Origin of the sequence: Streptomyces odontomachi (assembly GCF_024435355.1) — a bacterium.
Lineage (GTDB): Bacteria > Actinomycetota > Actinomycetes > Streptomycetales > Streptomycetaceae > Streptomyces > Streptomyces odontomachi.
Map to the genome: position 1 here is coordinate 338,200 of NZ_JAMJWG010000007.1, position 23,743 is coordinate 361,942.

Annotated in this window: 22 protein-coding genes and 1 riboswitch; of the genes, 8 read left to right on the top strand and 14 right to left on the bottom strand. The window is 70.8% G+C overall.

Annotated elements, in window-relative coordinates; translation table 11 throughout:
* Positions 1 to 53: 53 nt before the first annotated feature.
* The 3 genes from macS to NQO67_RS17805 all read left to right on the top strand — a co-directional run bounded on the left by macS (position 54) and on the right by NQO67_RS17805 (position 3,341).
* A complete protein-coding gene (gene macS, locus NQO67_RS17795; RefSeq protein WP_255950989.1) occupies positions 54 to 1,346 on the top strand; it encodes a MacS family sensor histidine kinase in 1,293 nt (430 codons plus the stop codon).
* Between the two features lie 125 nt (positions 1,347 to 1,471).
* The gene (locus NQO67_RS17800) at positions 1,472 to 2,116 is read left to right on the top strand and encodes a response regulator (RefSeq protein ID WP_255951033.1); all 645 of its coding nucleotides are present in this window, start codon (positions 1,472 to 1,474) and stop codon (positions 2,114 to 2,116) included.
* A 196-nt stretch (positions 2,117 to 2,312) separates the two neighbouring features.
* On the top strand, positions 2,313 to 3,341 hold the full coding sequence (locus tag NQO67_RS17805; RefSeq protein ID WP_255950990.1) for a 6-phosphofructokinase: 1,029 nt from the start codon (positions 2,313 to 2,315) through the stop codon (positions 3,339 to 3,341).
* 79 nt (positions 3,342 to 3,420) lie between these two features.
* Here NQO67_RS17805 and NQO67_RS17810 read toward each other — a convergent pair whose 3' ends face one another.
* Entirely contained in the window at positions 3,421 to 5,445 is a 2,025-nt protein-coding gene (locus NQO67_RS17810; RefSeq protein WP_255950991.1) for an anthranilate synthase family protein, read from the bottom strand.
* Between the two features lie 525 nt (positions 5,446 to 5,970).
* Here NQO67_RS17810 and NQO67_RS17815 point away from each other — a divergent pair.
* Both NQO67_RS17815 and NQO67_RS17820 read left to right on the top strand, forming a co-directional pair.
* A complete protein-coding gene (locus tag NQO67_RS17815; RefSeq protein ID WP_255950992.1) occupies positions 5,971 to 7,335 on the top strand; it encodes a class II 3-deoxy-7-phosphoheptulonate synthase in 1,365 nt (454 codons plus the stop codon).
* Between the two features lie 442 nt (positions 7,336 to 7,777).
* Positions 7,778 to 8,011 carry a (2Fe-2S)-binding protein gene (locus NQO67_RS17820; RefSeq protein ID WP_255950993.1) on the top strand — a complete coding sequence of 78 codons (234 nt, stop codon included), beginning with the start codon at positions 7,778 to 7,780 and terminating at the stop codon, positions 8,009 to 8,011.
* Between the two features lie 47 nt (positions 8,012 to 8,058).
* Here the strand turns inward: NQO67_RS17820 and bfr are convergent, their stop codons facing one another.
* Positions 8,059 to 8,574: a bacterioferritin gene (gene bfr, locus NQO67_RS17825; RefSeq protein ID WP_255950994.1), complete on the bottom strand. Its 516-nt coding sequence runs from the start codon at positions 8,572 to 8,574 to the stop codon at positions 8,059 to 8,061.
* Between the two features lie 163 nt (positions 8,575 to 8,737).
* Here bfr and NQO67_RS17830 point away from each other — a divergent pair, with 163 nt between their 5' ends.
* Positions 8,738 to 9,370: a sulfite oxidase-like oxidoreductase gene (locus NQO67_RS17830; protein WP_255950995.1), complete on the top strand. Its 633-nt coding sequence runs from the start codon at positions 8,738 to 8,740 to the stop codon at positions 9,368 to 9,370.
* A gap of 23 nt (positions 9,371 to 9,393) precedes the next feature.
* On the opposite strand, the gene NQO67_RS17835 is transcribed toward NQO67_RS17830, so the two are convergent.
* From NQO67_RS17835 to NQO67_RS17890, 12 genes are all read right to left on the bottom strand, one after another.
* Positions 9,394 to 9,954, bottom strand: a complete 561-nt coding sequence (locus NQO67_RS17835) for a DUF4396 domain-containing protein (protein WP_255951034.1) — start codon at positions 9,952 to 9,954, stop codon at positions 9,394 to 9,396.
* 158 nt (positions 9,955 to 10,112) lie between these two features.
* Complete coding sequence (locus NQO67_RS17840; protein WP_255950996.1) at positions 10,113 to 11,030, bottom strand: deoxyribonuclease IV; 918 nt, start codon at positions 11,028 to 11,030, stop codon at positions 10,113 to 10,115.
* 139 nt (positions 11,031 to 11,169) lie between these two features.
* Entirely contained in the window at positions 11,170 to 13,143 is a 1,974-nt protein-coding gene (gene pknB / locus NQO67_RS17845; protein ID WP_255950997.1) for a Stk1 family PASTA domain-containing Ser/Thr kinase, read from the bottom strand.
* A gap of 115 nt (positions 13,144 to 13,258) precedes the next feature.
* Complete coding sequence (locus NQO67_RS17850) at positions 13,259 to 14,053, bottom strand: thiazole synthase (protein WP_255950998.1); 795 nt, start codon at positions 14,051 to 14,053, stop codon at positions 13,259 to 13,261.
* A gap of 5 nt (positions 14,054 to 14,058) precedes the next feature.
* Positions 14,059 to 14,331 carry a sulfur carrier protein ThiS gene (gene thiS / locus NQO67_RS17855; protein WP_255950999.1) on the bottom strand — a complete coding sequence of 91 codons (273 nt, stop codon included), beginning with the start codon at positions 14,329 to 14,331 and terminating at the stop codon, positions 14,059 to 14,061.
* A complete protein-coding gene (gene thiO, locus NQO67_RS17860; protein WP_255951000.1) occupies positions 14,328 to 15,695 on the bottom strand; it encodes a glycine oxidase ThiO in 1,368 nt (455 codons plus the stop codon). The genes thiS and thiO overlap by 4 nt, the downstream gene beginning before the upstream one ends.
* Positions 15,693 to 15,806, bottom strand: a riboswitch (TPP riboswitch). Its footprint overlaps the gene before it by 3 nt.
* 198 nt (positions 15,807 to 16,004) lie before the next feature.
* Positions 16,005 to 17,270 (bottom strand): tyrosine-type recombinase/integrase, encoded by a 1,266-nt coding sequence (locus NQO67_RS17865; protein WP_255951001.1) that lies wholly within the window; start codon positions 17,268 to 17,270, stop codon positions 16,005 to 16,007.
* Between the two features lie 551 nt (positions 17,271 to 17,821).
* Positions 17,822 to 18,109: a helix-turn-helix transcriptional regulator gene (locus tag NQO67_RS17870; RefSeq protein ID WP_255951002.1), complete on the bottom strand. Its 288-nt coding sequence runs from the start codon at positions 18,107 to 18,109 to the stop codon at positions 17,822 to 17,824.
* Entirely contained in the window at positions 18,106 to 19,734 is a 1,629-nt protein-coding gene (locus tag NQO67_RS17875; protein WP_374119017.1) for a DNA primase family protein, read from the bottom strand. Before NQO67_RS17875 ends, NQO67_RS17870 begins: the two co-directional genes overlap by 4 nt.
* Positions 19,731 to 20,591 carry an HNH endonuclease gene (locus tag NQO67_RS17880; protein ID WP_255951004.1) on the bottom strand — a complete coding sequence of 287 codons (861 nt, stop codon included), beginning with the start codon at positions 20,589 to 20,591 and terminating at the stop codon, positions 19,731 to 19,733. The genes NQO67_RS17875 and NQO67_RS17880 overlap by 4 nt, the downstream gene beginning before the upstream one ends.
* Positions 20,588 to 21,376 (bottom strand): hypothetical protein, encoded by a 789-nt coding sequence (locus NQO67_RS17885; RefSeq protein WP_255951005.1) that lies wholly within the window; start codon positions 21,374 to 21,376, stop codon positions 20,588 to 20,590. The genes NQO67_RS17880 and NQO67_RS17885 overlap by 4 nt, the downstream gene beginning before the upstream one ends.
* Positions 21,373 to 21,729 (bottom strand): hypothetical protein, encoded by a 357-nt coding sequence (locus NQO67_RS17890; protein ID WP_255951006.1) that lies wholly within the window; start codon positions 21,727 to 21,729, stop codon positions 21,373 to 21,375. The genes NQO67_RS17885 and NQO67_RS17890 overlap by 4 nt, the downstream gene beginning before the upstream one ends.
* Before the next feature lie 233 nt (positions 21,730 to 21,962).
* Between NQO67_RS17890 and NQO67_RS17895 the strand changes: the two genes are divergently transcribed.
* Both NQO67_RS17895 and NQO67_RS17900 read left to right on the top strand, forming a co-directional pair.
* On the top strand, positions 21,963 to 22,298 hold the full coding sequence (locus tag NQO67_RS17895; protein WP_255951007.1) for a winged helix-turn-helix domain-containing protein: 336 nt from the start codon (positions 21,963 to 21,965) through the stop codon (positions 22,296 to 22,298).
* Between the two features lie 157 nt (positions 22,299 to 22,455).
* Positions 22,456 to 23,703, top strand: coding sequence for an NsdA family TPR-like regulatory protein (locus NQO67_RS17900; protein WP_255951008.1), 1,248 nt, complete (start codon positions 22,456 to 22,458; stop codon positions 23,701 to 23,703).
* Positions 23,704 to 23,743: the final 40 nt, after the last annotated feature.

Below are 23,743 nucleotides of genomic sequence, written 5' to 3' on the forward strand. Positions count from 1 at the left end.
ACACCAGGGGAGCCGTGGGGGCGGCGGACGGGAGTCGTTCGAGGGGTGGGGTCATGAGCCGGCGCGAGCAGGACATGAGGATGTCGGTCGAGCAGCCGCTGTGGCGCGCCGTCACCGTCTACCGCCCGGTGACCGCGCTCTACGCCATAGGCCTCTTCGTCTTCGCCTACGACCACTACGCACGCCCGGCCGTCGCCGTCGGCTACTACGTCGTGCTCGCCGGCTGGAACCTCGCCACCCTGCGCAGGGTCACCGGTGCAGCGGCGTGGACCCGGTGGTTCCTCGCCACCGACCTGGGCATCGCGCTCACCGGCATCCTGCTCACCCCACTCGCGGTGGAGCACGAGCAGATCGTGGCCGGCGGCCCGACGCTGCCGTCGATCTGGACCGCAGGCTCGGTGCTCGGCTACGCGCTGAAGGGCGGCTGGCGCTGGGCCGCCGGGGCCGCCGCGCTGGTCGGCGTCGCCAACGTGGTGCAACGCGGCGCACTCAGCCGGGACACCCTGCACAACGTGGTGCTGGTCTGGGTCGCGGCCATCGGCATCGGCTACGTCATCGAGGTGGCCCGGGTCTCCGAACGCACCCTCGCCCGCGCCCTGGAGATCGAGGCGGCCACCCGGGAGCGCGAGCGGCTCGCCCGCGACATCCACGACGGGGTGCTCCAGGTCCTGGCGATGGTGCAACGGCGCGGCAGCACCCTGGGCGGCGAGGCCGCCGAGCTGGGCCGTCTCGCGGGCGAGCAGGAGGCCGCGCTGCGGGCCCTGGTCACCAGCGCTCCGCAGGTCCCGGCAGGGTCGCGCGCCGAGGGGGGTGTCCGCGCCGCGCGGTCCGCCGCGGGAAGTTCCGGCGGCGCCACCGCCGCGCCGGCCGGCGCGTGCACCACGACGGCAACGGAGTTCGACGGCACGGGCCCCGCTGCCGGCAGCGGCGGCGGCAGCGTCGACCTACGGTCCCTGCTCGCCCCGTACGGTGGTTCCGCCCGGGTGACGGTCTCCGGACCCGGTACCGCCGTGCCGATGGCGACCGCTGCCGCGAAGGAGCTGACGGCCGCGGTCGGCGCCGCTCTGGACAACGTCCGGCAGCATGCCGGCGAGCACGCGCGGGCCTGGATCCTTCTCGAGGACGAGCCGGACGCGGTGATCGTGACGGTGCGGGACGACGGCCCCGGCATCCCCGAAGGGCGGCTCGACGAAGCCGCGGGGGAGGGGCGGCTCGGTGTGGCGCTGTCGATCAGGGGGCGGCTGCGGGACATCGGAGGCACGGCCGAGCTGATCTCGGTACCGGGCCAGGGCACTGAGGTGGAGCTGACGGTACCGCGCTCGGCTGCGGTACGGCGGAAGGTGTGATGACGGTGCGTGAGGACCACGGCGAGCAGGCGGCGGCCACGGCGGCGCCGGGGACGGTCGAGGCGGCCGGGCCCGACAGCCGGGCCCAGGGCGCGGCGGACGGTGCGCGCGGCCCCCTGAAGGTGATGGTCGTGGACGACCATCCGATGTGGCGGGACGCCGTCGCCCGGGACCTCGCCGAGGCCGGGTTCGACGTGGTCGGCACCGCGGGGGACGGTGCGCAGGCGGTGCGCCGCGCCCGTGCCGCCGCGCCCGACGTGCTCGTCCTCGACCTGAACCTGCCCGCCAAGCCGGGTGTCGAGGTGTGCCGGGAACTCGTCGCCAGCACGCCCGCGCTGCGCGTCCTGGTGCTGTCCGCGAGCGGTGAGCACGCCGACGTCCTGGAGGCGGTCAAGTCCGGGGCCACCGGCTATCTGGTCAAGTCGGCCTCCACCCGGGAGCTGATCGACGCGGTGCGCCGCACCGCGGCGGGGGACCCCGTCTTCACACCGGGCCTGGCCGGCCTCGTGCTCGGCGAGTACCGCAGGCTCGCCTCCGAGCCGGCGCCCGTCGCGCCCGACGAGCCCAAGGCGCCCCGGCTGACCGATCGGGAGCGCGAGGTGCTGCGGCTGGTCGCCAAGGGGCTCAGCTACAAGCAGATCGCCGAACGCCTGGTCATCTCGCACCGCACCGTGCAGAACCACGTCCAGAACACGCTCGGCAAGCTCCAGCTCCACAACCGCGTGGAACTCGTCCGGTACGCGATCGAGCGCGGCCTGGACGACGCCTGACTGCGCGTCAGCCACTCCCTTCCCGAATGACCGTGTTCCTCACCTTTCTCCCCCAGATGCGCCCCACCTTCGAGTGAATGTGAAAGATCAACTCCACGTGAAAGGGGCGGAATTGACCATTCGTCCCATGTTGGAGTGACGTGGATCACTACTAGCGTGTGCGCCGACAGCTCACCTAGGGCGAAGGGACATTTCCATGCGGGTCGGAGTACTGACCGGTGGCGGCGACTGCCCGGGGCTCAACGCCGTCATCCGGGGAGTCGTCCGCAAGGGCGTGCAAGAGTACGGCTACAACTTCGTCGGATTCCGTGACGGCTGGCGCGGGCCGCTGGAAGGAGACTCCTTCCAGCTCGACATCCCTCAGGTGCGTGGCATCCTGCCGCGGGGCGGCACGATCCTCGGTTCCTCGCGCACCAACCCTCTCAAGGTGGAGAACGGCATCCGTCGGATCCGTGAGAACCTCACCAAGCAGGAGGTCGACGCGCTGATCGCGATCGGCGGTGAGGACACCCTGGGCGTCGCCGCGGCCCTCGCCGACGAGTACGGCATCAACGTCATCGGCGTCCCGAAGACCATCGACAACGACCTGTCCGCCACCGACTACACCTTCGGGTTCGACACCGCGGTCGGCATCGCCACCGAGGCCATCGACCGGCTGCACACCACCGCCGAGTCGCACATGCGGGTCCTGGTCGTGGAGGTGATGGGCCGGCACGCCGGCTGGATCGCCCTGCACTCGGGTCTCGCCGGCGGTGCCAACGTCATCCTCATCCCCGAGCAGCGCTTCGACGTGGAGCAGGTGTGCACCTGGGTCACCTCCCGGTTCCGCGCGTCGTACGCCCCCATCGTGGTCATCGCCGAGGGCGCCATGCCGAAGGACGGTGACATGGTGCTCAAGGACGGCTCGCTGGACTCGTTCGGCCACGTCCGGCTGTCCGGCATCGGCGAGTGGCTGGCGAAGGAGATCGAGCGGCGCACCGGGAACGAGGCGCGCACCACCGTCCTCGGCCACGTCCAGCGCGGCGGCACCCCCAGCGCCTTCGACCGCTGGCTCGCCACCCGGTTCGGACTGCATGCCATCGAAGCGGTGCGGGACGGCGACTTCGGCAAGATGGTCGCCCTGCGCGGCACGGACATCGTGCGCGTCCCCATCGCCGAAGCCACCGCCAAGCTCAAGACCGTCGATCCGTCCCTCTACGAGGAGGTAAGCGTGTTCTTCGGCTGACGGGCGCCCGGGACCGGGGCGCCACGAGGGCCCCGGCCCCGGGCACCGCCGTAGCGGCGTCCGTACCCACCCGACCGGCCTACCTGGCCGACGGCTCGCTCACCTCCCGCACCCAGCGAAGCAGCTCCCGCACCACATCGGCGCCGCGCAGCGACAGCACCGACTCCGGATGGAACTGCACCCCGGCGAACCCGGGCCCGCGCAGCGCGTGCACCTCCCCGGTGGCCGCGTCCCGGCTCACCTGTACGCCACGCCCGGCCAGCCGCGCCGCCCCGGCCTCGTCGCACCGCGCCACGAAACTGCTGTAGAACCCCACCGTCTCGCTCCGCCCGAACAGGTCGACGGTGCACTGCGCGCCCTGATAGGGCACCTTCTTGCGGACGATCGGCAGCCCCAGCTCGGCCGTGATCAGCTCATGGCCCAGGCAGACGCCGAGCACCCCGTGCCGGTGCGTGCGCAGCGCCGTGGCCGTGAGGTCGCGCAGGTGGCGCATCTTCGGATCATCGAGGTCCACGGGATTGCCGGGACCCGGGCCCAGCACCAGCGGTCCCTCGTGCGCCGCCACCACATCCGCGAGCCCCGGCGTGTCGTAGCGCCGTACCGTCACCTCGAGCCCCGACGAGCGCAGCAGATGCGCCAGCATCGCCGTGAACGTGTCCTCGCCGTCCACCACCAGCGCACGCCCGGTGAGCCCGCTACCGGCCGGGTCGCTGCCGCCCGCCCGGCCGCCGCCCCCGGGTCCGTCCCCGCCGGCGGACACGGTCGGCGGCTCCTGCATCCGCAACCAGAACGGCGCCAGCGACGCCCGCCGGCCGTCCAGCGCCGCCCGCACCCGCGGGTCGTCGGCCAGCCGCGTCCGCCGGCCCGCCGGGCGCGGGCGGGTCGGGCGCACGCCGAGCGCCGCCAGGACCGCCGCCGCCTTGGCGTGCGTCTCGGCCACCTCGCCCACCGGGTCCGAGCCCCGTACCAGGGTCGCGCCCACCGGCACCCGCAACCGCCCGCCGGCGTCGATGTCGGCGGTGCGGATCAGGATCGGCGAGTCGAGCGTCTGGCCGCCCGTCGCGTCCCGGCCGATCAGCGCGAGCGCGCCCGCGTAGTAGCCGCGCCCGCCGCCGTCCGGTGCGGGCGGCTCGTGGCGCTCGATGACCCGGCAGGCGTTCTGCACCGGCGAGCCGGTCACCGTGGCGGCGAACATGGTCTCCTTGAGCACCTCGCGCACGTCCAGCGAGGAACGCCCCCGCAGCTCGTATTCGGTGTGCGCGAGGTGCGCCATCTCCTTCAGCCGTGGCCCGACGACCACGCCGCCCATGTCGCCGACCGTGCACATCATCTTGAGTTCCTCGTCGACCACCATCGACAGCTCCTCGATCTCCTTGCGGTCGCCGAGGAAGTCCAGCAGCCCCGCCACGGTCGGCCCGCCGGTCGGATAGCGATAGGTGCCGCTGATCGGGTTCATCACCACGGTGCCGGGCAGCCGCCCGCCGCCCTCGGCCGAGGGCGCCCGGCCGCCCGACATCCGCACGTGCACCTCCGGGCTCGCGCCGACCAGCGTCCTGGCGCCGGTGTGCACGACGAACGTCCAGTACGCGCCGCGTTCCCCGGCGAGCAGCCGGCGGAACAGCGCCAGCGCGTCAGCCGCGTCGAAGCCCCTGATCAGACCGCGGAAGTCCCGCCGGATGACGAAGTTGGCGCCCTCGCCGACGCCGATCTCGTCCCGCACCACCCGCCTGACGACATCGGCGTACGCCTCGTCGCTCACGTCGAACGCCCCGTCCGTGACCTGCACGTCGTGCCCGGGTAGCGCATCGAGGACGTCGGCCAGCGGCAGCTCGTGGACCTCCTCGGGCGCCAGCACGGCCAGCGGGGTCCCGTCGTCCCGTACGTCGAAGCCGCGTTCGCGGATCTGCCGGAACGGGACCATGGCGAGCACGTCGTGCACCGGGCGGCCGGCGCGCGGAGCCCCGGCCGGCAGCGGGATGTCCGCCAGCCGCGCCACCTCGGTCACCGGGCCGAGCAGCACCTCCACGGTCTCGAGGGCGTGGCCCGGGGTGGTGCGGTGCAGCAGCGCGAACGGGCCGCTGTCGGGGGAGAGCAGCCGTCTCATGACGGCAGCCGCCGAGACGGACGGGCCGGCGGGTGCGGCGTGGTCAGCAGGCGCAGCCTGGTCGGACGGTGCAGGTGATGCAGGTGATGCAGGTGATGCAGGTGACGCGGCGGCGCGGGTGGACTGCGGGTCGGGCGCCGGGCGTGGCGTCGGGTGCATGCGAATGGGTTCCTTCCGATACGGAGGAACGGTCCGCGGAAACACCGAAGGCCGCCCCTCGGGCGGCCTTCGCGGTGTCGTGGTGTCCGCGCAGAATCAGTGGGCCGCCGAATGAGCGGTCCACCACCAGGTCATGTGCGCGTGTGCGATGTTCTGCGGGTCCACGGGCGGCACACTAGCGCACAATCGGCACCGGTGGACGGTGTACGGGCCCAGCAGACCGTCGAGAATCAGCCACCCAACGTGACCGTACGGCGACCGAAAGCAGCGCGGTGCAGGAAACGCGGCGGCGGGGAGACGGTGTGATTGTCTCAATCGGTGAGAGCACCCCAGGGCGCCCCAACCGGACCCCGTAACCTGGTGCGCGTGACCGTGAACGCTGAAACCAAGGCTGCTGAAAACCAGGCCGGTGGGAACACCTGGCAGAACCTGCCCGCGGCGCAGCAGCCCGAGTATCCCGACGCCGAGGCACTGCGCTCAGTGATCGCGGAGCTCGCCTCGTATCCGCCGCTCATCTTCGCCGGCGAATGCGACCAGCTGCGTGCCCGCATGGCGGCCGTGGCCAAGGGTGAGGCGTTCCTGCTCCAGGGCGGTGACTGCGCCGAGGCGTTCGACGCGGTGTCCGCCGACCACATCCGCAACAAGCTCAAGACCCTGCTCCAGATGGGCGCCGTGCTCACGTACGCCGCGTCCGTGCCCGTGGTCAAGGTCGGGCGGATCGCCGGCCAGTACTCCAAGCCGCGCTCCAAGCCGACCGAGACCCGCGACGGCGTCACCCTCCCCACCTACCGCGGTGACTCCGTGAACGGCTTCGACTTCACCCCGGAGGCGCGGGTTCCCGACCCCGAGCGGCTGAAGCGGATGTACCACGCCTCCGCCTCCACGCTGAACCTGGTGCGCGCCTTCACCACCGGTGGCTACGCCGACCTGCGTCAGGTGCATGCCTGGAACCAGGACTTCGTGAAGTCCTCCCCGTCCGGGCAGCGTTACGAGCAGCTGGCCCGCGAGATCGACAACGCGCTCCACTTCATGCGGGCCTGCGGTGCCGACCCGGAGGAGTTCAAGACCGTCGAGTTCTTCTCGTCGCACGAGGCGCTGCTGCTGGACTACGAGACCGCGCTCACCCGCGTCGACTCCCGCACCGGCCGGCTGTACGACGTCTCGGCGCACCTGGTCTGGATCGGGGAGCGCACCCGGCAGCTGGACCATGCGCACATCGAGTTCGCCTCGCAGATCCGCAACCCGATCGGGATCAAGCTCGGCCCGACGACCACGGCCGAGGAGGCGTTGCAGTACATCGACCGCCTCGACCCGGACCGTGAGCCCGGCCGGCTGACCTTCGTGGTCCGGATGGGCGCGGACAAGGTCCGTGACCGGCTGCCCGAGCTGGTCGAGAAGGTCACCGCGTCCGGCGCCACCGTGGCCTGGGTGACCGACCCGATGCACGGCAACACCTTCGAGGCCGCCTCCGGTCACAAGACCCGGCGCTTCGACGATGTGCTCGACGAGGTCAAGGGCTTCTTCGAGGTGCACAAGGCGCTCGGCACCCACCCCGGCGGCATCCACGTGGAGCTCACCGGCGACGACGTCACCGAGTGCGTCGGCGGCGGCGACGAGATCTTCGTCGACGACCTCCACCAGCGCTATGAGACCGCGTGCGATCCGCGGCTCAATCGCAGCCAGTCGCTCGACCTGGCGTTCCTGGTCGCGGAGATGTACCGCGACCAGTAGTTTCCGGTTCGCCCGGCACGCCCCTTCGGGTCGATTCCGTCCCGGAGGGGTTGTCGCGGTTTGCGTCCGGACCTCCTGCCGGCGGGGGTTGCTCGCGCAGTTCCCCGCGCCCCTGGTTGCGCCTGCGGCGCGTGTGAGGGGCACGTAGTGCCCACTCGGGGGCGCGGGGAACTGCGCGCCAAGCCACGACGACACCGTCGGATCGCCACCGCCCCAGCGGGGCAGTACCTGTCGGGTCCGGACCACCGGGACGGTGGGAACCGCGACCGTGCCCGCGGCGCCGGATGTGATCCGTACCGCTCGGGCCCGTCCCCGGCTTTCGCCCCGGCGCAGCCGCCAGCTAAGGTTAGGTTTGCCTCACCGAACAGGCGCGCCCGGCAGGGCGCCCCGTACGGCCGGGGCGCTGACCTGCCGGCCCCACCGCGTCCCGGGGAGTGACCACGTGTACGTCTGCCACTGCTTCGGGGTGACCGAGGACCAGGTGCGGGGGCATGTGGCCGACGGCGCATGCACGCCCCGCCAGATCGCGTCCGCCTGCAAGGCCGGCACCGACTGCGGCTCCTGCGTGCGCCGCATACAGGCCCTGCTCGGCCGGGGCGCCTGCCCGCGCCGTGAGCTCATCGACCGGGGGCGGCCCGCTCTCACCTCGGACCCGGTGCTCGACGAGGCCGCCTGAGGGCGAACGCCCGACCGTGGCGGTGGGCCCGGCCCCGCGAGCCCGGTTCAGTTCATGGCCCCGCCGGACGCCTGGCCGCCGTCGTCCCCCTCCGGCTGCTTGATCTGCTGCGCGATGTACAGCGGCTCCCCGAGCTTCTCGACCAGTTCGAGCTGGGTGTCCAGGTAGTCGATGTGGTCCTCCTCGTCCGCGAGGATCGCCTCGAAGATGTTCGCCGACGTGACGTCGCTCTTGGAGCGCATCACGTCGATGCCGCGCCGCAGGCGGTCGATGGCCTCCACCTCGATCTGCCGGTCGGCCTGGAACATCTCGGTGACGGTCTCGCCCACCCGTACGTGGAACAGTCGCTGGTAGTTGGGCAGGCCCTCCAGGAAGATGATCCGATCGGTGAGGGCCTCCGCGTGCCGCATCTCCTCGAAGGACTCCGCCCTGGTATGCGCAGCGAGCCTGACCCAACCGTGGTTCTCCTGCAATTTCGCGTGGAGGAAGTACTGGTTGATCGCAGTCAGCTCGGCGGTCAGTTGCTCATTGAGAAATTCGATGATCTCGGGATCACCCTGCATCGCCGAAGCTCCTTCCGGCCGGACGACTGAGCAGGTTGCGCGCATCCTTTCACCGGGCCCGGGGGGCGTCCAGTAAGCATGGAATGCCCGTGTTGGCATAACTTGCCGGTATCGGTGCAAGGGCCGGTCATTTCCACTGTTCCGGGTCTGTCAGGATGGAGGCATGGGTCATTCGGTGGGGCGTGAAAGCCGGCAGGCAGAACGGCCGGAGCTGCCGCCGGGACAGCGCTTGCAGCGTGGCTGGCCCGTCACCCATTACGGGCCCGTTCCGAAGTTCCGCGCCGAGCGTTGGGAATTCCGGGTCTTCGGCGCCACCGCGGACGGCGACAAGCGCTGCTGGACGCACGAGGAATTCTCCGCGCTGCCCTACGCCACGGTCACCGCCGATCTGCATTGCGTGACGAAATTCAGCATGCTCGCGGCGGAATGGGGCGGCGTCCCGGCCGGCGAGATTCTCCGGCTGGCGCCGCCCGCCCCGGAGACCAGCCACGTGATGGTCTGGGCGGAGTACGGCTTCAGCTCCAACCTCCGGTTGTCCGACTTCACGTCCCCGGCGGCCATCTTCGCCACCCACAAGGACGGCGAGCTCCTCACCGCCGAGCACGGCTTCCCGCTCCGGCTCGTGGTGCCGCACCTGTACGCCTGGAAGGGGCCCAAGTGGGTGCGGGGCATCGAGTACATGACCGCCGACCGCCGGGGCTTCTGGGAAGAGCGCGGCTACCACAACATCGGCGACCCCTGGAGCGAGCAGCGGTACTCCTACCAGGAGGAGCCGGGGGACGGGCCGGAGCTCTGACGCCGGACCGGGGCGGACCGAGGTCAGTGGTGGTACCGGTGCGCGACCGCGTGCCCCATGCCGCGGCCGATCATCCAGCGGTTCACCGGTGTGGTGATCACGAACGCCACCACCAGTGAGATCGCCAGCGAGATCCAGAACAGCGCGTCGGCCAGGCCGGCGCCCATCGCGGCGGGCCAGAGGGCGATGGCGCCGTTGTCCACCAGCTCCATGACGGCGATCGACGCCGTGTCCGCGGCCAGTGCCACCCGCACCGCGACCCGCAGCCCGGCGCCCGCCTTGAGGACGCCGCGCAGCGTGAGCAGATAGCCGAAGAAGAACGCCAGGACGACCGCCAGCAGGGTGGTCGGTGCGTTCCCCCAGCCGAAGGCCGTGCCGGCGACCAGGCCCAGCACCTCGCCGATGGCGCACCCGGTGAGGCAGTGCAGGGTGGCCTGCGCCGCCGTCGCCCAGCTGCCCCGGCCGCCGCCGCCCTGGTGGCCGGCGCCGTGCCCGGTGCCGTGCCCCGGGCCGGATGCGTGGCCGTGTGCGCCGTCGTGGGCGGGGCCATGGGGAGAGCCGTGCTCGTACGCGGCGGAGGTCACGGGTGTGGTGGGAGTGGTCGGTGCCACGTCTGTGGTCGGGTGCTGGTGTTCGGTGTGGTGCTGGTGTGTCACGGCGAGCCCCCAGTCGTCGGTGATCCGCGGTGTCCGCCGCGGTCCGTGCCGCGCTGCGGGTGCAGCCACGGCGCCGACGGGAACGCCTATACCCCCTCGGGGTATTCCCTGAGCTTCTTCAGCAGGGCCGCGTCCTGGGCGTGCTTCTCCTTGCCGCCCGGGGTCTCCAGGATCAGCGGCACCTGCTCGGTGGCCGGATGGCTCATCAGCGCACGGAACGGCTCCTCGCCGATGTGTCCGGCGCCGATGTTCTCGTGCCGGTCCTTGTGCGCGCCGACCACGTCCTTGGAGTCATTGGCGTGGATGAGTTTCAGCCGACCTTCGCCCACGGTGTCGACCAGCAGATCGAGCGTCTGCCGGACGCCGTCCGGCCCGGTCAGATCGTGGCCGGCGGCGAAGATATGGCAGGTGTCCAGGCAGATGCCGAGCTTGGGATGGGCGTCCAGCGCCTCGAAGTAGGGCCCGAAGTCCCAGGTGCGGGCGCACAGCGAGGCGCCTTGGCCGGCGGTCGACTCCAGGAGCAGATACGGATCGTCGTCCCGGGTCAGCTCGTCGAGCAGCGGCAGCATCCGTTCGCGCACCTGGGCCAGCGCCACGGCACGCTCCCGCCCGCCGGTGGCCGAACCGGTGTGCACGACGACGCCCAGGGCACCGATCTCCCGCCCGCGCCGCAACGAGTGCCGCAGCGAGGCGACCGACCGCTCCACGGTCTCCTCGGTGTGCGAACCCATGTTGATCAGGTAGGGCGCGTGGACGTACGCCGGGATGTCCTCGGCCGCACAGGAGGCGCGGAACTCCTCGTCCTGCTGTGGATTGCCCGCGGGGGTGGCCCAGCCGCGCGGGTTGGCGACGAAGACCTGCACGGTCTCGGCGCCCATCTCACGGGCGTACGCCAGGCCGACGGAGGCGAGGCCGCCGGCCACGGGCACGTGCCCGCCGATCGGATTACGGCGCGTGCCGACGGCCGCACCGGCGTCGCGGGCCGCGCTCTTGCTACTGCTCACGCCGGACAGGGTGCCACGCCCGGTGAACCGGCGGAGCGGCGGGCCGGTCGGCGGCGGTCAGACCGGTGCGCCGGCCCGGTGCGCGACGAACGCGCCACGCACCGGGCCGGCGCACGCAGGCCACGCGAGGACGGTCGTGCTAGCCCACGTCAAGCGTGATCGTGCTGCCCTTGGGGGCCTTGTCGCCGCCCTCCACCGACTGGTCCTGGACTTCGTCGCCGCCGAAGACCCCGCCGAGCAGACCGCGGTCGATCTCGACCTTGAACCCGGCGTCGGTCAGCTCCTGCTTGGCGTCGTCCACCTTCTCGCCGGTGACGTCCGGGACCTCGACCATCTCGGGGCCCTTGGAGATCGTCAGCGTGACGGTGTCCCCCTCGGCCACCCGGGTGTCCTTGCCGGGCGACTGCGTGGCCACCTTGCCATCGTCGACGTCGGAATTCACTCGATGGGTGGACACCTTGACCTTGAGTCCGGCGTCCTCCAGGTCGCTCCTGGCGTCCGCCACGGACTCGCCGCCGACGTCGGGAACGTCCACCGGCTTGCCCCGGCTGACCGTGATCCGCACGGCGGAGCCGGCGTTGCGCACCGTGCCGGCGGCCGGGTCGGTGCGGATCACGGCGCCCCGCGCGACGGAGTCGCTGAACGCCTTGGTGACCATGCCCGGGGTCAGGCCCCTGGCCTCCAGCTGCGCCTTCGCCTGGTTCAGCGGCACATCTTGCAGGTCGGGCACGTGGACGGTGTGCGGGCCCCGCGAGATCGTCAGGTCCACCGTGTCGTGCCGGCGGATCCGGGACCCGGCCTTGGGGTCCGTGGACATCACGGTGCCGCGCTTGTAGGTGTCGCTGTACTGCTGCTTGACGCTCCCGAGCTCGAGATCGGCGTCGGTCAGCCGCTGCTTCGCCTGCGCCTCGGTCTTCGTCAGCAGCTGCGGCACCCGGGTGAACTGGCCCGAGTTGATGTACCAGACCCCCACTCCCAGGCCGAGGGCCGCAAGCACCGCGACGATCACCACCAGGGTGCCCCGCCGGGGGCGCCGCACACCGCGCCGCCGTGGCTCGGGCGGCTCGGGCGGCGGGACCTCCAGGCGGCTGGTCCGGTGCAGGGCGGCATCCGGGTCGTCGTCGCCGGCACCGCCGTGCCGTGCCCGGGAGGCCGCGGTGCCCGCCGCGATGGCGGCAGCGGCCGCGCGCGGGATGACGCTGGTGCGGTCCTCGGCGTTGTCGTGCTCCGTCGCACGGGCGCCGGGCGGCACCGCGTCCAGCTGTGCGGCGGTGAGCCCCGCACGGGCCCGGCGGACGTCGGCGAGCAGGGCGACCGCGTCCTGCGGGCGCGCCCCGGCCGTCCGGGAAGCGGCGGACGCCACCAGCGCGTCCAGCTCGGCCGGCAGCCCCGGGACGGAGTCCGACGGGGCCGGCACGTCGGCGTGCAGATGCTGGTAGAGCACCTGCGCGGGTGAATCACCGGAGTGCGGCTTGCCGCCGGTGAGCATCTCGTACAGCACGACGCCGCACGCGTAGACGTCCACGCGCGGATCGGCCGTGCCGTGCTCGATCTGCTCCGGGGCGAGGTACGAGACGGTGCCGAGCACGGCGCCCGTGGTGCTGGTCACCGTGTCCACGGCGCGCACCAGGCCGAAGTCCGCCACCTTGACGCGGCCGTCATCCCCTATGAGGACGTTCTCCGGCTTCATGTCGCGGTGCACGAATCCCGCGCGGTGCGCGGCGCCCAGCGCGGCGAGCACCGGTTCCAGGATGTCCAGCGCGGCCCTCGGCCGCAGCGCCCCGCGTTCGCGCAGCACGTCGCGCAGGGTGCAGCCCGGTACGTACTCCATCGCCAGATACACGTACGGGCCGTCGGTGCCCTGGTCGTAGACGCCGACCACATTGGGGTGGGAGAGCCGGGCCACGGACTTGGCCTCGCGGATGAAGCGCTCGACGAACGAGGCGTCGGCGGCGAGTGCGGGATGCATCACCTTGAGCGCGAGCACCCGATCGAGACGGGTGTCCACGGCCCGGTAGACCGTGGCCATGCCACCCGTCGCGATCAGCGCGTCGATGCGGTACCGGTCGTCGAGCACCTGCCCGATCAGCGGGTCCGAGAGGGTCGTGTCCACGTTGGCGAGTGTACGAGCCACCGCGGACAGCTCCGTCCACCCGGATGGCCCCGGTGCGGTACTGCAGCCGTCCTGTGACCCGTGGTCACGGGCCAGTGCCCGGCCCGCACCGTCGTCAGAACGCGGGCCGTTCGGGATCCAGCCGGGCGAGGCCCTCCGAGGGGGACGACGCCTCGGCGAAGTGCCGCCGCGGAATGCGGCCCGCCCGGTACGCCAGCCGGCCCCCGGCCACCGCACACCGCATCGCCTCGGCCATCAGCACCGGCTCACGGGCCCGGGTGACCGCCGACGCCAGCATCACCCCGGCGCAGCCGAGCTCCATCGCGAGGGCCGCGTCGGATGCCGTCCCCGCCCCCGCGTCCAGGATCACCGGAACCCGGGACTGCTCCACGATCAACTGGAAGTTGTGCGGGTTGCGGATGCCGAGACCCGAGCCGATCGGCGAGCCCAGCGGCATCACCGCGGCGCAGCCCACGTCCTGGAGCCGGCGCGCCAGCACCGGATCGTCGTTGGTGTACGGCAGGACCGTGAACCCGTCGTCGACGAGGACCTCCGCGGCGTCCAGCAGCTCGACGGGGTCGGGCAGCAGGGTGCGCTCGTCGGCGATGACCTCCAGCTTGATCAGGTCGGTGCCGAGTGCCTCGCGTGCGAGGCGTGCGGTGAGCACGGCCTCGCCCGCCGTGTAGCAGCCCGCCGTGTTCGGCAGTGCCCGGATGCCGAGCCGTCCGAGGACGGACAGCACCGAACCCTGCACGCCCGGATCGAGCCGTCGCATCGCGACCGTCGTCAGCTCCGTGCCGGAGGCGACCAGGGACCGCTCCAGCACGTCCAGGCTGGGGGCACCCCCGGTGCCCATGATCAGGCGGGAGGCGAAGGTCAGGCCGCCGAGCTCGAAGACGTCGTCTGCCATGGCGTTCAGCCTCCCTGCACGGCGGTCAGGACCTCGACCCGGTCACCGTCGCGCAACGCCGTGGTCGGCCACTGCGCGCGGGGGACGACGGTCTCGTTGACGGCGGCGGCGACCCCGGAGGGCGCGGTGGTGAACACGGCGACCAGCGCGTCGAGCGTCGTCCCCGCAGCGACCTCGCGCGCCGCGCCGTTCACGACGACGGACAGGGGAGCGGACGGGGAAGCGGGCGGGGGAGCGGACGGGGATGAGGAGGATGAACGTGCGGTCGCCTTGGTCATGTGTGGTGCTCCGTCTGCACGGTCGGTCGTTCTGTGGTGCCCGGCAGCCGCTCCGGTGCGGCCTCGAAGCGGCGTGACGTGAAGGCGCGGGCGTCGTCCGGGAGCTCACCGCTGGTCAGCACCCGCGCCATGACGTCCCCGGTGACCGGGGTGAGCAGCACCCCGTTGCGGTGGTGGCCGGTGGCCAGCAGCAGTCCCGGGAGGGCGGTCGGGCCGAGGAGGGGGGCGTTGTCCGGGGAGCCGGGGCGCAGGCCGGCGCAGGTCTCGGTGAGCGGCAGCTCGGTGATCCCCGGCACCAGCTCGTGGGCGTCCCGCAGCAGCTCGTAGACGCCGCCCGCGGTCACCGTCGTGTCCCAGCCCAGCTCCTCGCTGGTCGCGCCCACCACCAGCTCACCGCTGAGCCGCGGCACCAGGTAGACGTGCTGACCGCGCACCACGGCGCGCACGGTGCGGTTCAGGAACGGGGCGTGCGAGGCGGGCACGGTGAGCCGCAGCACCTGTCCCTTGACGGGCCGTACCGGCGGCAGCACGGCGTCCGGGACGCCCGCGAGTCGCCCGCTGTGGCTGCCGCCTGCGAGCACCACCTGCCCGGCGGTGAGGTGTGTGCCGTCGTCGAGGACGACACCCGTGGCCCGGTCCCGCAGCACCGTCAGGCGCTGCGCCCAGTGCCGGTGGAAGTCCACCCCGGACCGTTCGCAGGCGGTGCGCAGGGCGGCGGCGAGCCGGCGCGGGTCGATCTGGTGGTCGCCCGCCACCATCAGTCCGCCGCGCACGCCCGGCGCCAGCATCGGATCGAGACGGCGGCACTCGCGGCCGGTGAGCCACTGGGCCGCCAGGCCGCACTCGCGCTGGAAGGCATGCAACTCGCGCAGATGGGCCCGGTCGTCGGAGTCCAGCGCGACGGCGAGCGTCCCGCACTCCCGGTAGCCGAGGTCCGGTTCGCCGGAGGCCTCGGTGAGTTCCGTCACGAAGTCGGGGTAGCGCCGGGCGGATGCCAGATTCAGGCCGAGCAGGGTCTGCTCGCCGTAGTGCAGTTCCGTGACGGGGGCCAGCATGCCCGCGGCGACGCGAGCCGCCCCGCCGCCGGGCGCCGGGTCCACGACCGCGGTACGCAGCCCGTGCAGCGCCGCCCGCCAGGCCGTGACGAGACCGATGATGCCGCCGCCGACGACGAGGACGTCGGGTGCGCCGTGTCGCGGCGCGCTGTCGGGGGGCGCCGCGGGCGCCGTGTCGCGCGTCCGGTCCGCATCGGGTGCGCCGCTCGCCTCGGCCCGTCCGTCCGTAAGGGGTGCGCCGGTCGCGCCCGGCGATCGCTCCGTGGGACGCGGTCCGTCCGCGTCCGGTACGTCATGACGTGGTCGCATGGTCGTCAAGACCCTCCCTTCGCCGGCATGACCCGGATCAGGTTCGTACGGTCGGAGGCCGCCGCAGCCTCCCTCTCAGCCCGGTGCGCCCGGGCTCCCGCGAGTTCTTTACCGACGCCACCCTAGCTCGGCCGCCGGGCCGCCAGTAAGGGGAGCCGCCGCCCTGCGCGGCCCGCGCGGACGGCGGGGTGGCCGGGGTCACGACCGCGGAGGCTGACTGACGGAAAGTCACCTGACTATGGTGATCAGTCGATTGCCACTGGCCTTACGTACTGCCATCAGCGGTTTTGTCACTGATGGCAGTACCACTCAGGCAGCCTGGGCCGTCCCTGGGCCGTCTTGCGCTTCCCGGGCGGCTTCGTACATGTCGTCCACGGCCTTGCGGGTGCGGCTTTCACTGCTCGGCATGAGGTGCGTGTAGACCTTCAGCGTGAACCCTGGGTCGCTGTGCCCGAGGTACTGACTCAGGGCCTTGATGTTCTCCCCAGCGTCCAGGAGCACCGAGGCGTAGAAGTGCCTCAGCGCGTGCATGCCGTCTTCGCGGGACGCCTTGGCTCGCTTCCCCCGCTCGGGTTCGGGGAGGACGCCCGCAGCCACAAGGGCAGGCTTCCAGACGCTGAGGTTGAAGGCGTTCCGGTGCAGCGCCGAACCATCCGCATTGGTGAAGATCAGCTTCTTGGTCACCGGGGGACCGTCTGGAGTGCGCCACGGCAGGGTGACGTCCACGGCCGGGAAGCGCTCCAGATGAGCAGCGAGGACGCGGCCAACCTCCTTTGGCAGAGGTACGTCACGAACCTTCCCGCCCTTCGGCGGGGCGAAGACGAGATGCTTGTTGATCGGCTTCACCTGGTAACCCACGTGCAGCCAGCCCGTGAGGAAGTCCACCTCGTCGAGCGGTAGACCGAAGATCTCACCTTGCCGTAGTCCGCAGCCGCCACCCACGTCGCTCGTCGCCTGGAAGCGCTGCGGGAGTTCCTCGCGTACGGCGAACACGCGGTCAGCCGTCCACGGTCGTACGCGGCCGGCAGCAGGCTTCGGGGCCCGGACCGATCCGGCGCGACACGGGTTCCTCGCAATGAGCCGGTCGTCCGCGGCGGCCCTGAAGACGGATGAGACGGTGCTGAAGATGCCCCGCCGGTACGAGGTGGACAGTCCAGCCGATTCCAAGGCGCGGGACCACTCCCGGATGTGCTCCGGGTGGAACGAGCCGAGCGGCCGGGAACCGATGTACGGGAAGGTGTGCAGGCGGAGGCGCGTCCCGATGACCGTCCGGGTGGCCACGTCCGTGGTCTGGGCTGCGGCCCAGCGTTCCGCGTACTGCTGGAAGGTGGTCCGGCTGGCGCGTGGGTCTACGTACTGGCCGCGGGACATGTCGGCTTCGATGTTGGTGAGCCACTTCTCCGCGACACGCTTCTGTCCGTCGGGGAAACTCTTGGACTTCTCTGTGCCATCAGGCGCGACGTAGCGGGCACGGTAGCGGCGGCCGGTGCCATAGCGGTCGGTCTTCACGCGGACGTCCTTGCCGTCGGCGTCGGGTTCGGTCTTGTACCAGCGGTCTTGGATGTGGCCAGCCATGGGCTGTGTCCCTTCCTGGGAGGGTTTTCGTGCGTGTGGCTGAGACCCTGAAACCCGATATCGGCGCAGGTCAGGCAGGTCTCTGGGGTGACATCAGGGGCGAAACCGGTTTCGGGCCGAGGCGAAACCGGGACGGGCCTGTCCACCGGGCGGCGGGGCGCTGTCGGTCCGCGGCGTTCAGGCGGCTTCCTTCGCGGCGGCAGCCGGGAGAAGGGGCCTGTAGAGGCTGGGGGCGCCGGGTGGGCTGACCCCCTCTACCCCCATTACTTCGCAGGTCAGACCCCTTTACCCACCCCCTCTACCGGGGTAAAGGGGTCCCTCTACCTCGGGGGTGGGTGCGGGCGTGCCGGCGCGGGGTCGTGGGCGGTCGGCGGATGTGGTGCGGGTAGGGGGACCCCCTTTACCCGGCTGCCGCGCGCCCGCCGCGCGGAGTCTCTGGGCAGCCGCGCGCATCCGCGCGGCTGCCGCGCGGTTGGGATCGGGTGCCGCGCGCCGCGCGGCAGGATCCGCGCGCTTGCCGCGCGCCGCGCGGGTGCAGCGCGCGGCTGGCGTCAGGCTGCGTCGGTGTCCGTCTTGTTGTGGGTGACCCAGGCGTGGACGTCGGCGGGGTCGTAGCGCAGGTGTTTACCGATGCGGATGCCGGGTGGGCCGGTGCGCTTGCGGCGCCAGGCGTAGACGGTCTCGACGCTTTCGAGTTGGAAGATTCCCACGAGGTCTTCGGGGGTGAGGTAGCGGTCAGGCAGGCTGCCGCGCAGGGTGGCGCGCGGGTCCGTTTCGGGTACGTGGGTACGCGTTTCAGGTACGCCGTGCCGTGTTTCGGGTACGCGGCGGCTGGTCATGAGGTCCCCCCGTGGACGGTGGTGCGCTGGCAGGTGGGATGGGTGAGGTGTCCGGCGGCGGTCAGCGCGCCGTCCATAGGCCCGTGGCAGACGGCGCAGTGCAGCAGGCTGTCCTGAACGGGCTGCCCAGGCGCCTGGGGCGCAGGGCAAACGGGCGTGTCAGCCTGGCCGGGGACCCACGGTCGGTCAGCGACGCTGCAACCGTGCAGGGCACCCTCTTTGAGGGTGATCCCGAGATAGGTGGGAATCTGCTTGCCGTCGGCCGCGCGGGGCTTGCTGCGCCGTAGCTGCGGGACGACGGAGAGCAGGTTGCGGCCCATGAGAGCTTTGGTGCCGGGCTTGACGCCACTGTCCAGAGCCCAGTCACCCCAGGCGGACCACAGATCATCTACCGGCACCGAGCAGTCTGGGCCGGTCTCGCAGCATTCGCGCACGAACGCCGACGTGGGGGATGCGGTGTCCTGCATGGTGGTGACCGCTTCCAGCGAGCTGGGCGGCACCGTCAGGCGCCCGGTGTGCACCAGGCGGTCCAGGCCGTCCAGAGCCCAGTTGAGGATGCCTGGGAGCTCCGCAGTCAGCTTGCCGGTCAGGGCCGGATCCTCCCGCCCGAGCCAGGAGATGGGCGTGTTCAGCACAACGAACCGGTTAGCGATGACGCCGCTTGAGTCGCCGAAGTTCGGCAGCTCGTTGGACAGGATCATCAACCGGGTGGGCAGCGGTCCCGTCCAGGGCTGGCGATACTTGCGGTCCACGTCGATGCTGTCCTCACCGCTGATCGTCAGCAGCCGTTCGACCACCTGGTGCCCGCCCTGAGGGGACAGACGCGCGTCAGCGATGACAGCGAGGGATTTGCCGAGCAGCGGGGACAGTCCGAAGTTCGTGGCCAGGCTCGCCAGGGTGGGGCCCGCCGTGTTCCCGTTCCCGACCAGGGAGGTCAGCACACGGGCGATGGTGCCCTTACCCGACCTCGTGGGCCCGACGATCAGCAGGATCTTTTGCTGATCGGTCCGCCCGGACAGCACGTAGCCGAACCACTCCTGAAGAGCCGCGACGGACTGCGGGTCATCGGGCAGCACCTGGTGCAAGAAGGCGCGCCAGACGGGGGCCCGAGCCGCCGGATCGTAGTCGAAGGGGACCGAGACCAGGTTGAAGAACTCCGGGGAGAGCGGCAGAAGGGCACGGTCGCGGACCCTGAGTAGCCCGTTGGTGCACGCCACGATGGGGCTGTCACCGCGCAGGGTTTCGTCACGGGTTTCGTCACGACGCAGCGGGTCACCGGGCGGGCCGATCCATGCCGGCGTGTTGATGCTCGGGGGCAGGTGGGTGACGGCCTGGATCGCCTGCATGAGGTTGGCGATCTTGGGGATCGTCGGTGCCCAGTCACGGACTTCCAGCTCACCCTTGGGCGTCTGGTGCTCGTAGGTGGCGCACTCCAGTTGCTTGTAGAGGCTGGCCTGGATCTCTTCCTTGGACAGCTCACGCCATGCCGTGTCTTCCCAGCGCATCCACATGCCGCGCCAATGCCGCAGCGTCAACACGCCCTCGTGGTGCCACTGGGGGGCCAGGTGCCGGGCAACGGCCATCGGGTGAGTCGGCGGGGGGAACAAGTCGCTCACGGGGGTCATGCAGCCTCCCTCTCCCTCGTCGCGGTGCCGTGCTCGATCGGGCCCGGTCGGGTCGACTGGTCACCCGACTCGATCGGGCAGGGGTGCTTGTCTCGACCGGTCCGCGGACCCGACTCGATCGAGTCGACCGCTGTACCGATCGCGGACCGGGGACTGCCCGACTGAAGAGCCGTGTGACGCGAGCTGTGACGCGGGCAGTCACGCAGGTCAGACCCCAACCGCTCTCGACTGTTCACGGCGTGCCGATCGGTGTTCACGGTCGCGTTCAGGGCCGACTCACAGGCCCGTGCGAGTCGGGCCAGCACTCGCCACTGCACCCGACTCACGACGGGCCCGACCGAGCCCCAATCGGCACCGTTCACGGCGCCGTCTGCCCTGGTCGACCGGTCGGCCGACTCGATCGGCCCCGTCGACCCGACCGACTGAAGCGGGACGGTGAACACCGATCGCCCGACCGTGAACAGCGTGTTCATGGCCGTGTTCACTGCGGTGTTCACGGTCTGCTGGAACAGGTCGTCCCATGCCGGGGTTCCGTGCGTGGTGAACAGGGCACCGGGGACCGTGAACGGTCGGCCGGGCGTGTTCACGGCCGCGTCCAGCAGGACCGTGACCCAGTACGGGAGCCGGTCCGCCTTGGCCTGGTTGCACGGCTCGCAGGCCAGTACCAGGTTGCGCGGCCGGTTCTCGGGCCACACGCAGTACGGCACGTAGTGGTCCAGCGTCGCATCCGACAGGGCCGCGTCGAACGGCGTGCGGCAGTAGTAGCAGCGGGCGCCATCCCGGCCGGCGAGGTGGGCCAGGAAGCGGCGGCGGGTGTCTCCCTGAAGCACGGGTCGGGCCGTGCGGGCGCGGCTCACCAGGCCACCCCCATCGGCAGCAGGTAGTCACCGTCGGGTGCCGGGGGCGGGGTCAGACCGAGGACGTAGCCGCCGCCATCCAGACGGACGACGAGCGGGGTGGGCTGCTTGCGGTTCTTCGGTGCGGTGCGCACCAGGTTGAAGGCGAAGCGGCGGCGGTGGTAGTCGGGCAGCACCTGCTTGTACAGCCACTCCTTCGAGCGGTCCCGGTCCACCCCACCCTGCTCACCGGCCATGACCTTGCCCAGCCGGATCAGGACATCAGCGGGCACCGACGCGGCACCTTCGTGCAGGGCCCGGGCCAGCAACAGTTGGTGGTGCGGCAGGGCGTAGAAGTCGTCCCAGCGGTAGCGCTGAAGGCTGGAGAGGTAGACCGCCACAGCGGCTTCACCAGCGCTCATCGGGCGGCAGCGGGCACCGCGGTACCAAAACGACAGGGCCAGCCGGTAGGCGAAGCGGTGGCAATGGGCCACCTCGAAGAACTCGTCGGCTGGCAGCTCGGCGAAGGTCTGTGTCGTCTCAGCGATCCCGGCCGGGCCCAGAGTGCGTACGGCCTCGGTCAGGGCCGCGTACAGGGTGTCCGTGGTCGGCCAGCCGCCCTCGTGTTCGTCGGTGTAGTGCTCGAACAGGGCGGCGGCTGTCTCGGTCAGGTCCAGCTCCATACCGTTCACCGGCACGGTCGGGTAATCCTCCCCGGCCCGGCGCCGGTCCATCTCCACCAGGGAGACGACCGGCGCCACCGGGGGCGCCATGTGGGCGTACAGGGCGTCCAATGCGGTACTCACGCGGCGACCCCGTAGACACGGGTGATCGCGGCAGCCACACGGCGCGTGTACTCCGCGGGCACCCGGTCACTGCCCTGGTAGGCGAATTCGGCCCGGTAGGCGTACCGCTCCATGGTGTCCAGGTCCGTTTCCAGCACCGCGTAGTGCAGCGAGTCCCGGATGACCTCGTCGTCGTCCAGCTCGCCGTACTCCATGGACAGACCAGGCGTGAACAGCAGCAGTCCCAGCAGCTCAGCGAAGGTCAGGCACGCACGCACCTGTACCTCGACGCGAACCGGCTGCCCCGGGTCAGGCGAGCCGAACACATCCGCGTCCTCCCGCAGCGACAGCGGGTCGGCAGAACGGTGAATCATGAGAGTTCCAGGCATGATGGAAGTACCCCTTCGAGGGTCAGGGGAGCGGCGAACTTCTTGGCGGTTGGGCGCCGCTCCCTGCCGTTGAACCCTGGCTTTGACCAGGGCTTTCCTCTGCGAACCGCGCTTTCAGCAAGGCGATCGCTTGTTGACTAGCTTGCACTAGTTCGCTGTGGTGCACAACCCCTGTGCGGTGGTGTGCGCTAGTTCGCTGTGGTGGGTAAGCTCAGGGCATGACTTCTACGGGTGGACCAAAGCCGAAGGCCGCGCAGGTCGCCGACGCACTGCGTGACGACATCAAGAAGATGAAGCCAGGCGACCGCATTCCGTCCCAGCGTGAGCTGATTGATCGCTTCGGATTTGCTAGCCAGACCATCCAGAACGGGTTGGCTGCGCTGCGAGCCGAAGGTTTGATTGTCTCTGCGGGGAACCTCGGCAATTTCGTCAGTGACGGAGTTGCTCCCAGTGACGACGTACGTAACGAGATCATGGAAATCCGCTCCCAGCTTCAGGCGTTGGCTGACCGGGTGGAAACGCTCGAAGGGCGGTCCAACTCGGGTGGTGCGTGACTGCCATGAGCATGCAAGAAGCAGAGCGTGTGGGGTAAGTGACACAGAGGTGGCAGCGTGCATGACATGGGGACATGTCCCGTGTCACCGTGCTGTCCCCTTCCGTGTCCCCGTAGTCCGCGCGAGAGACTCGGCCTAGGCACTCAAAGGAGGGCGCATGACCGACGACAGGCCCGCTTGGGCACGACGCATTGCGGCGGAACGGGCAGCCCGCGATTGGTCCCAGCGGGATGCGGTGAGGGCACTACGGGCGCATTCCCCGCAGGAGCTCCCCGCTGACGACAGCATGATCCGTCAGTGGAAGCGGTGGGAGTCCGGGCAGATTCCGAACGAGTTCTACCGTCCGCTCATCGCTGCCGTTTTCGGCACCGTCACCCACGCGCTTTTCCCGGCGCCGACACGCAGGAACGGAGATGCGGAAGTCCTCGCAACGAGCGGCATGGAAACACTGGAGATCGTGAGTCGTCTCAGCCGCTCCGACGTCAACACGGCCACACTCGACGCACTGCGCATGACCGCAGACCGGCTCTGCTCTGAGTACCCGTACATGCCCAGCGAGCAGCTGCTCATCGAGGGTCGGCAGTGGTTGCGCCGTGTCGTGGAGCTCCACTCCAAGAGCTTGACCTTGGCCCAACACCGCGAAGTCCTGGCGCTGTCCGGGTGGCTCGCGCTCTTGGTGGGCTGTGTCGAGTACGACACCGGCGACCGCAATGCAGCCGAGTCCACGCGACGGGCCGCCCTCTCGTTGGCCACCGAGGCGGACCATGCTGAGATCGGCGGGTGGGCCCACGAGATGCGTGCCTGGTTCGCACTGACCACGGGGGATTACCGAGGCGTCATCGCGGCGGCGCACGCAGGCGCGGAACTGGCCTCCCATCAGGGCGTCGCCGTCCAACTCGCTGCGCAGGAAGCCAAGGCGTGGGCGCGGCTGGGGGATCGCCGCCAGGTCGAAACAGCCTTGGACAAGGGGCGCCGGTTGCTCGAAGGCATGCCGTACCCGGAGAACCTTGATCACCACTTTGTGGTGGACCCAGCCAAGTTCGATTACTACGCCATGGACTGTTACCGCCTCGTGGGTGAGGACAAGCTCGCCAAGAATCTTGCTGAGGAAGTCCTCCGCGCTGGCACGGACTTCGACGGGATGGAGCGCACCCCCATGCGCAACTCGGAGGCGCGCGTCACTCTAGGGGTGGCAGCCGCGCGTGAAGGTGACCTTGAGCAGGCGCTCATCATGGGGGAGCGCGCGCTGGAAGGGGATCGGCAGTCCATCCCTTCGCTCATCATGACGAGCCGGGAGCTTGCCGCGGAGATGCGGCAACGCTACTCCTCCGAGCCTGCTGCCCAGGACTACGTCAACCACCTCCGTGAACTGGGCCAGGCTAAGCCAGGCTTCCTTCCGCAGTGAACCTGCCACCACCGAGGCCCGCCCTGGTGGTTCTGTGTGA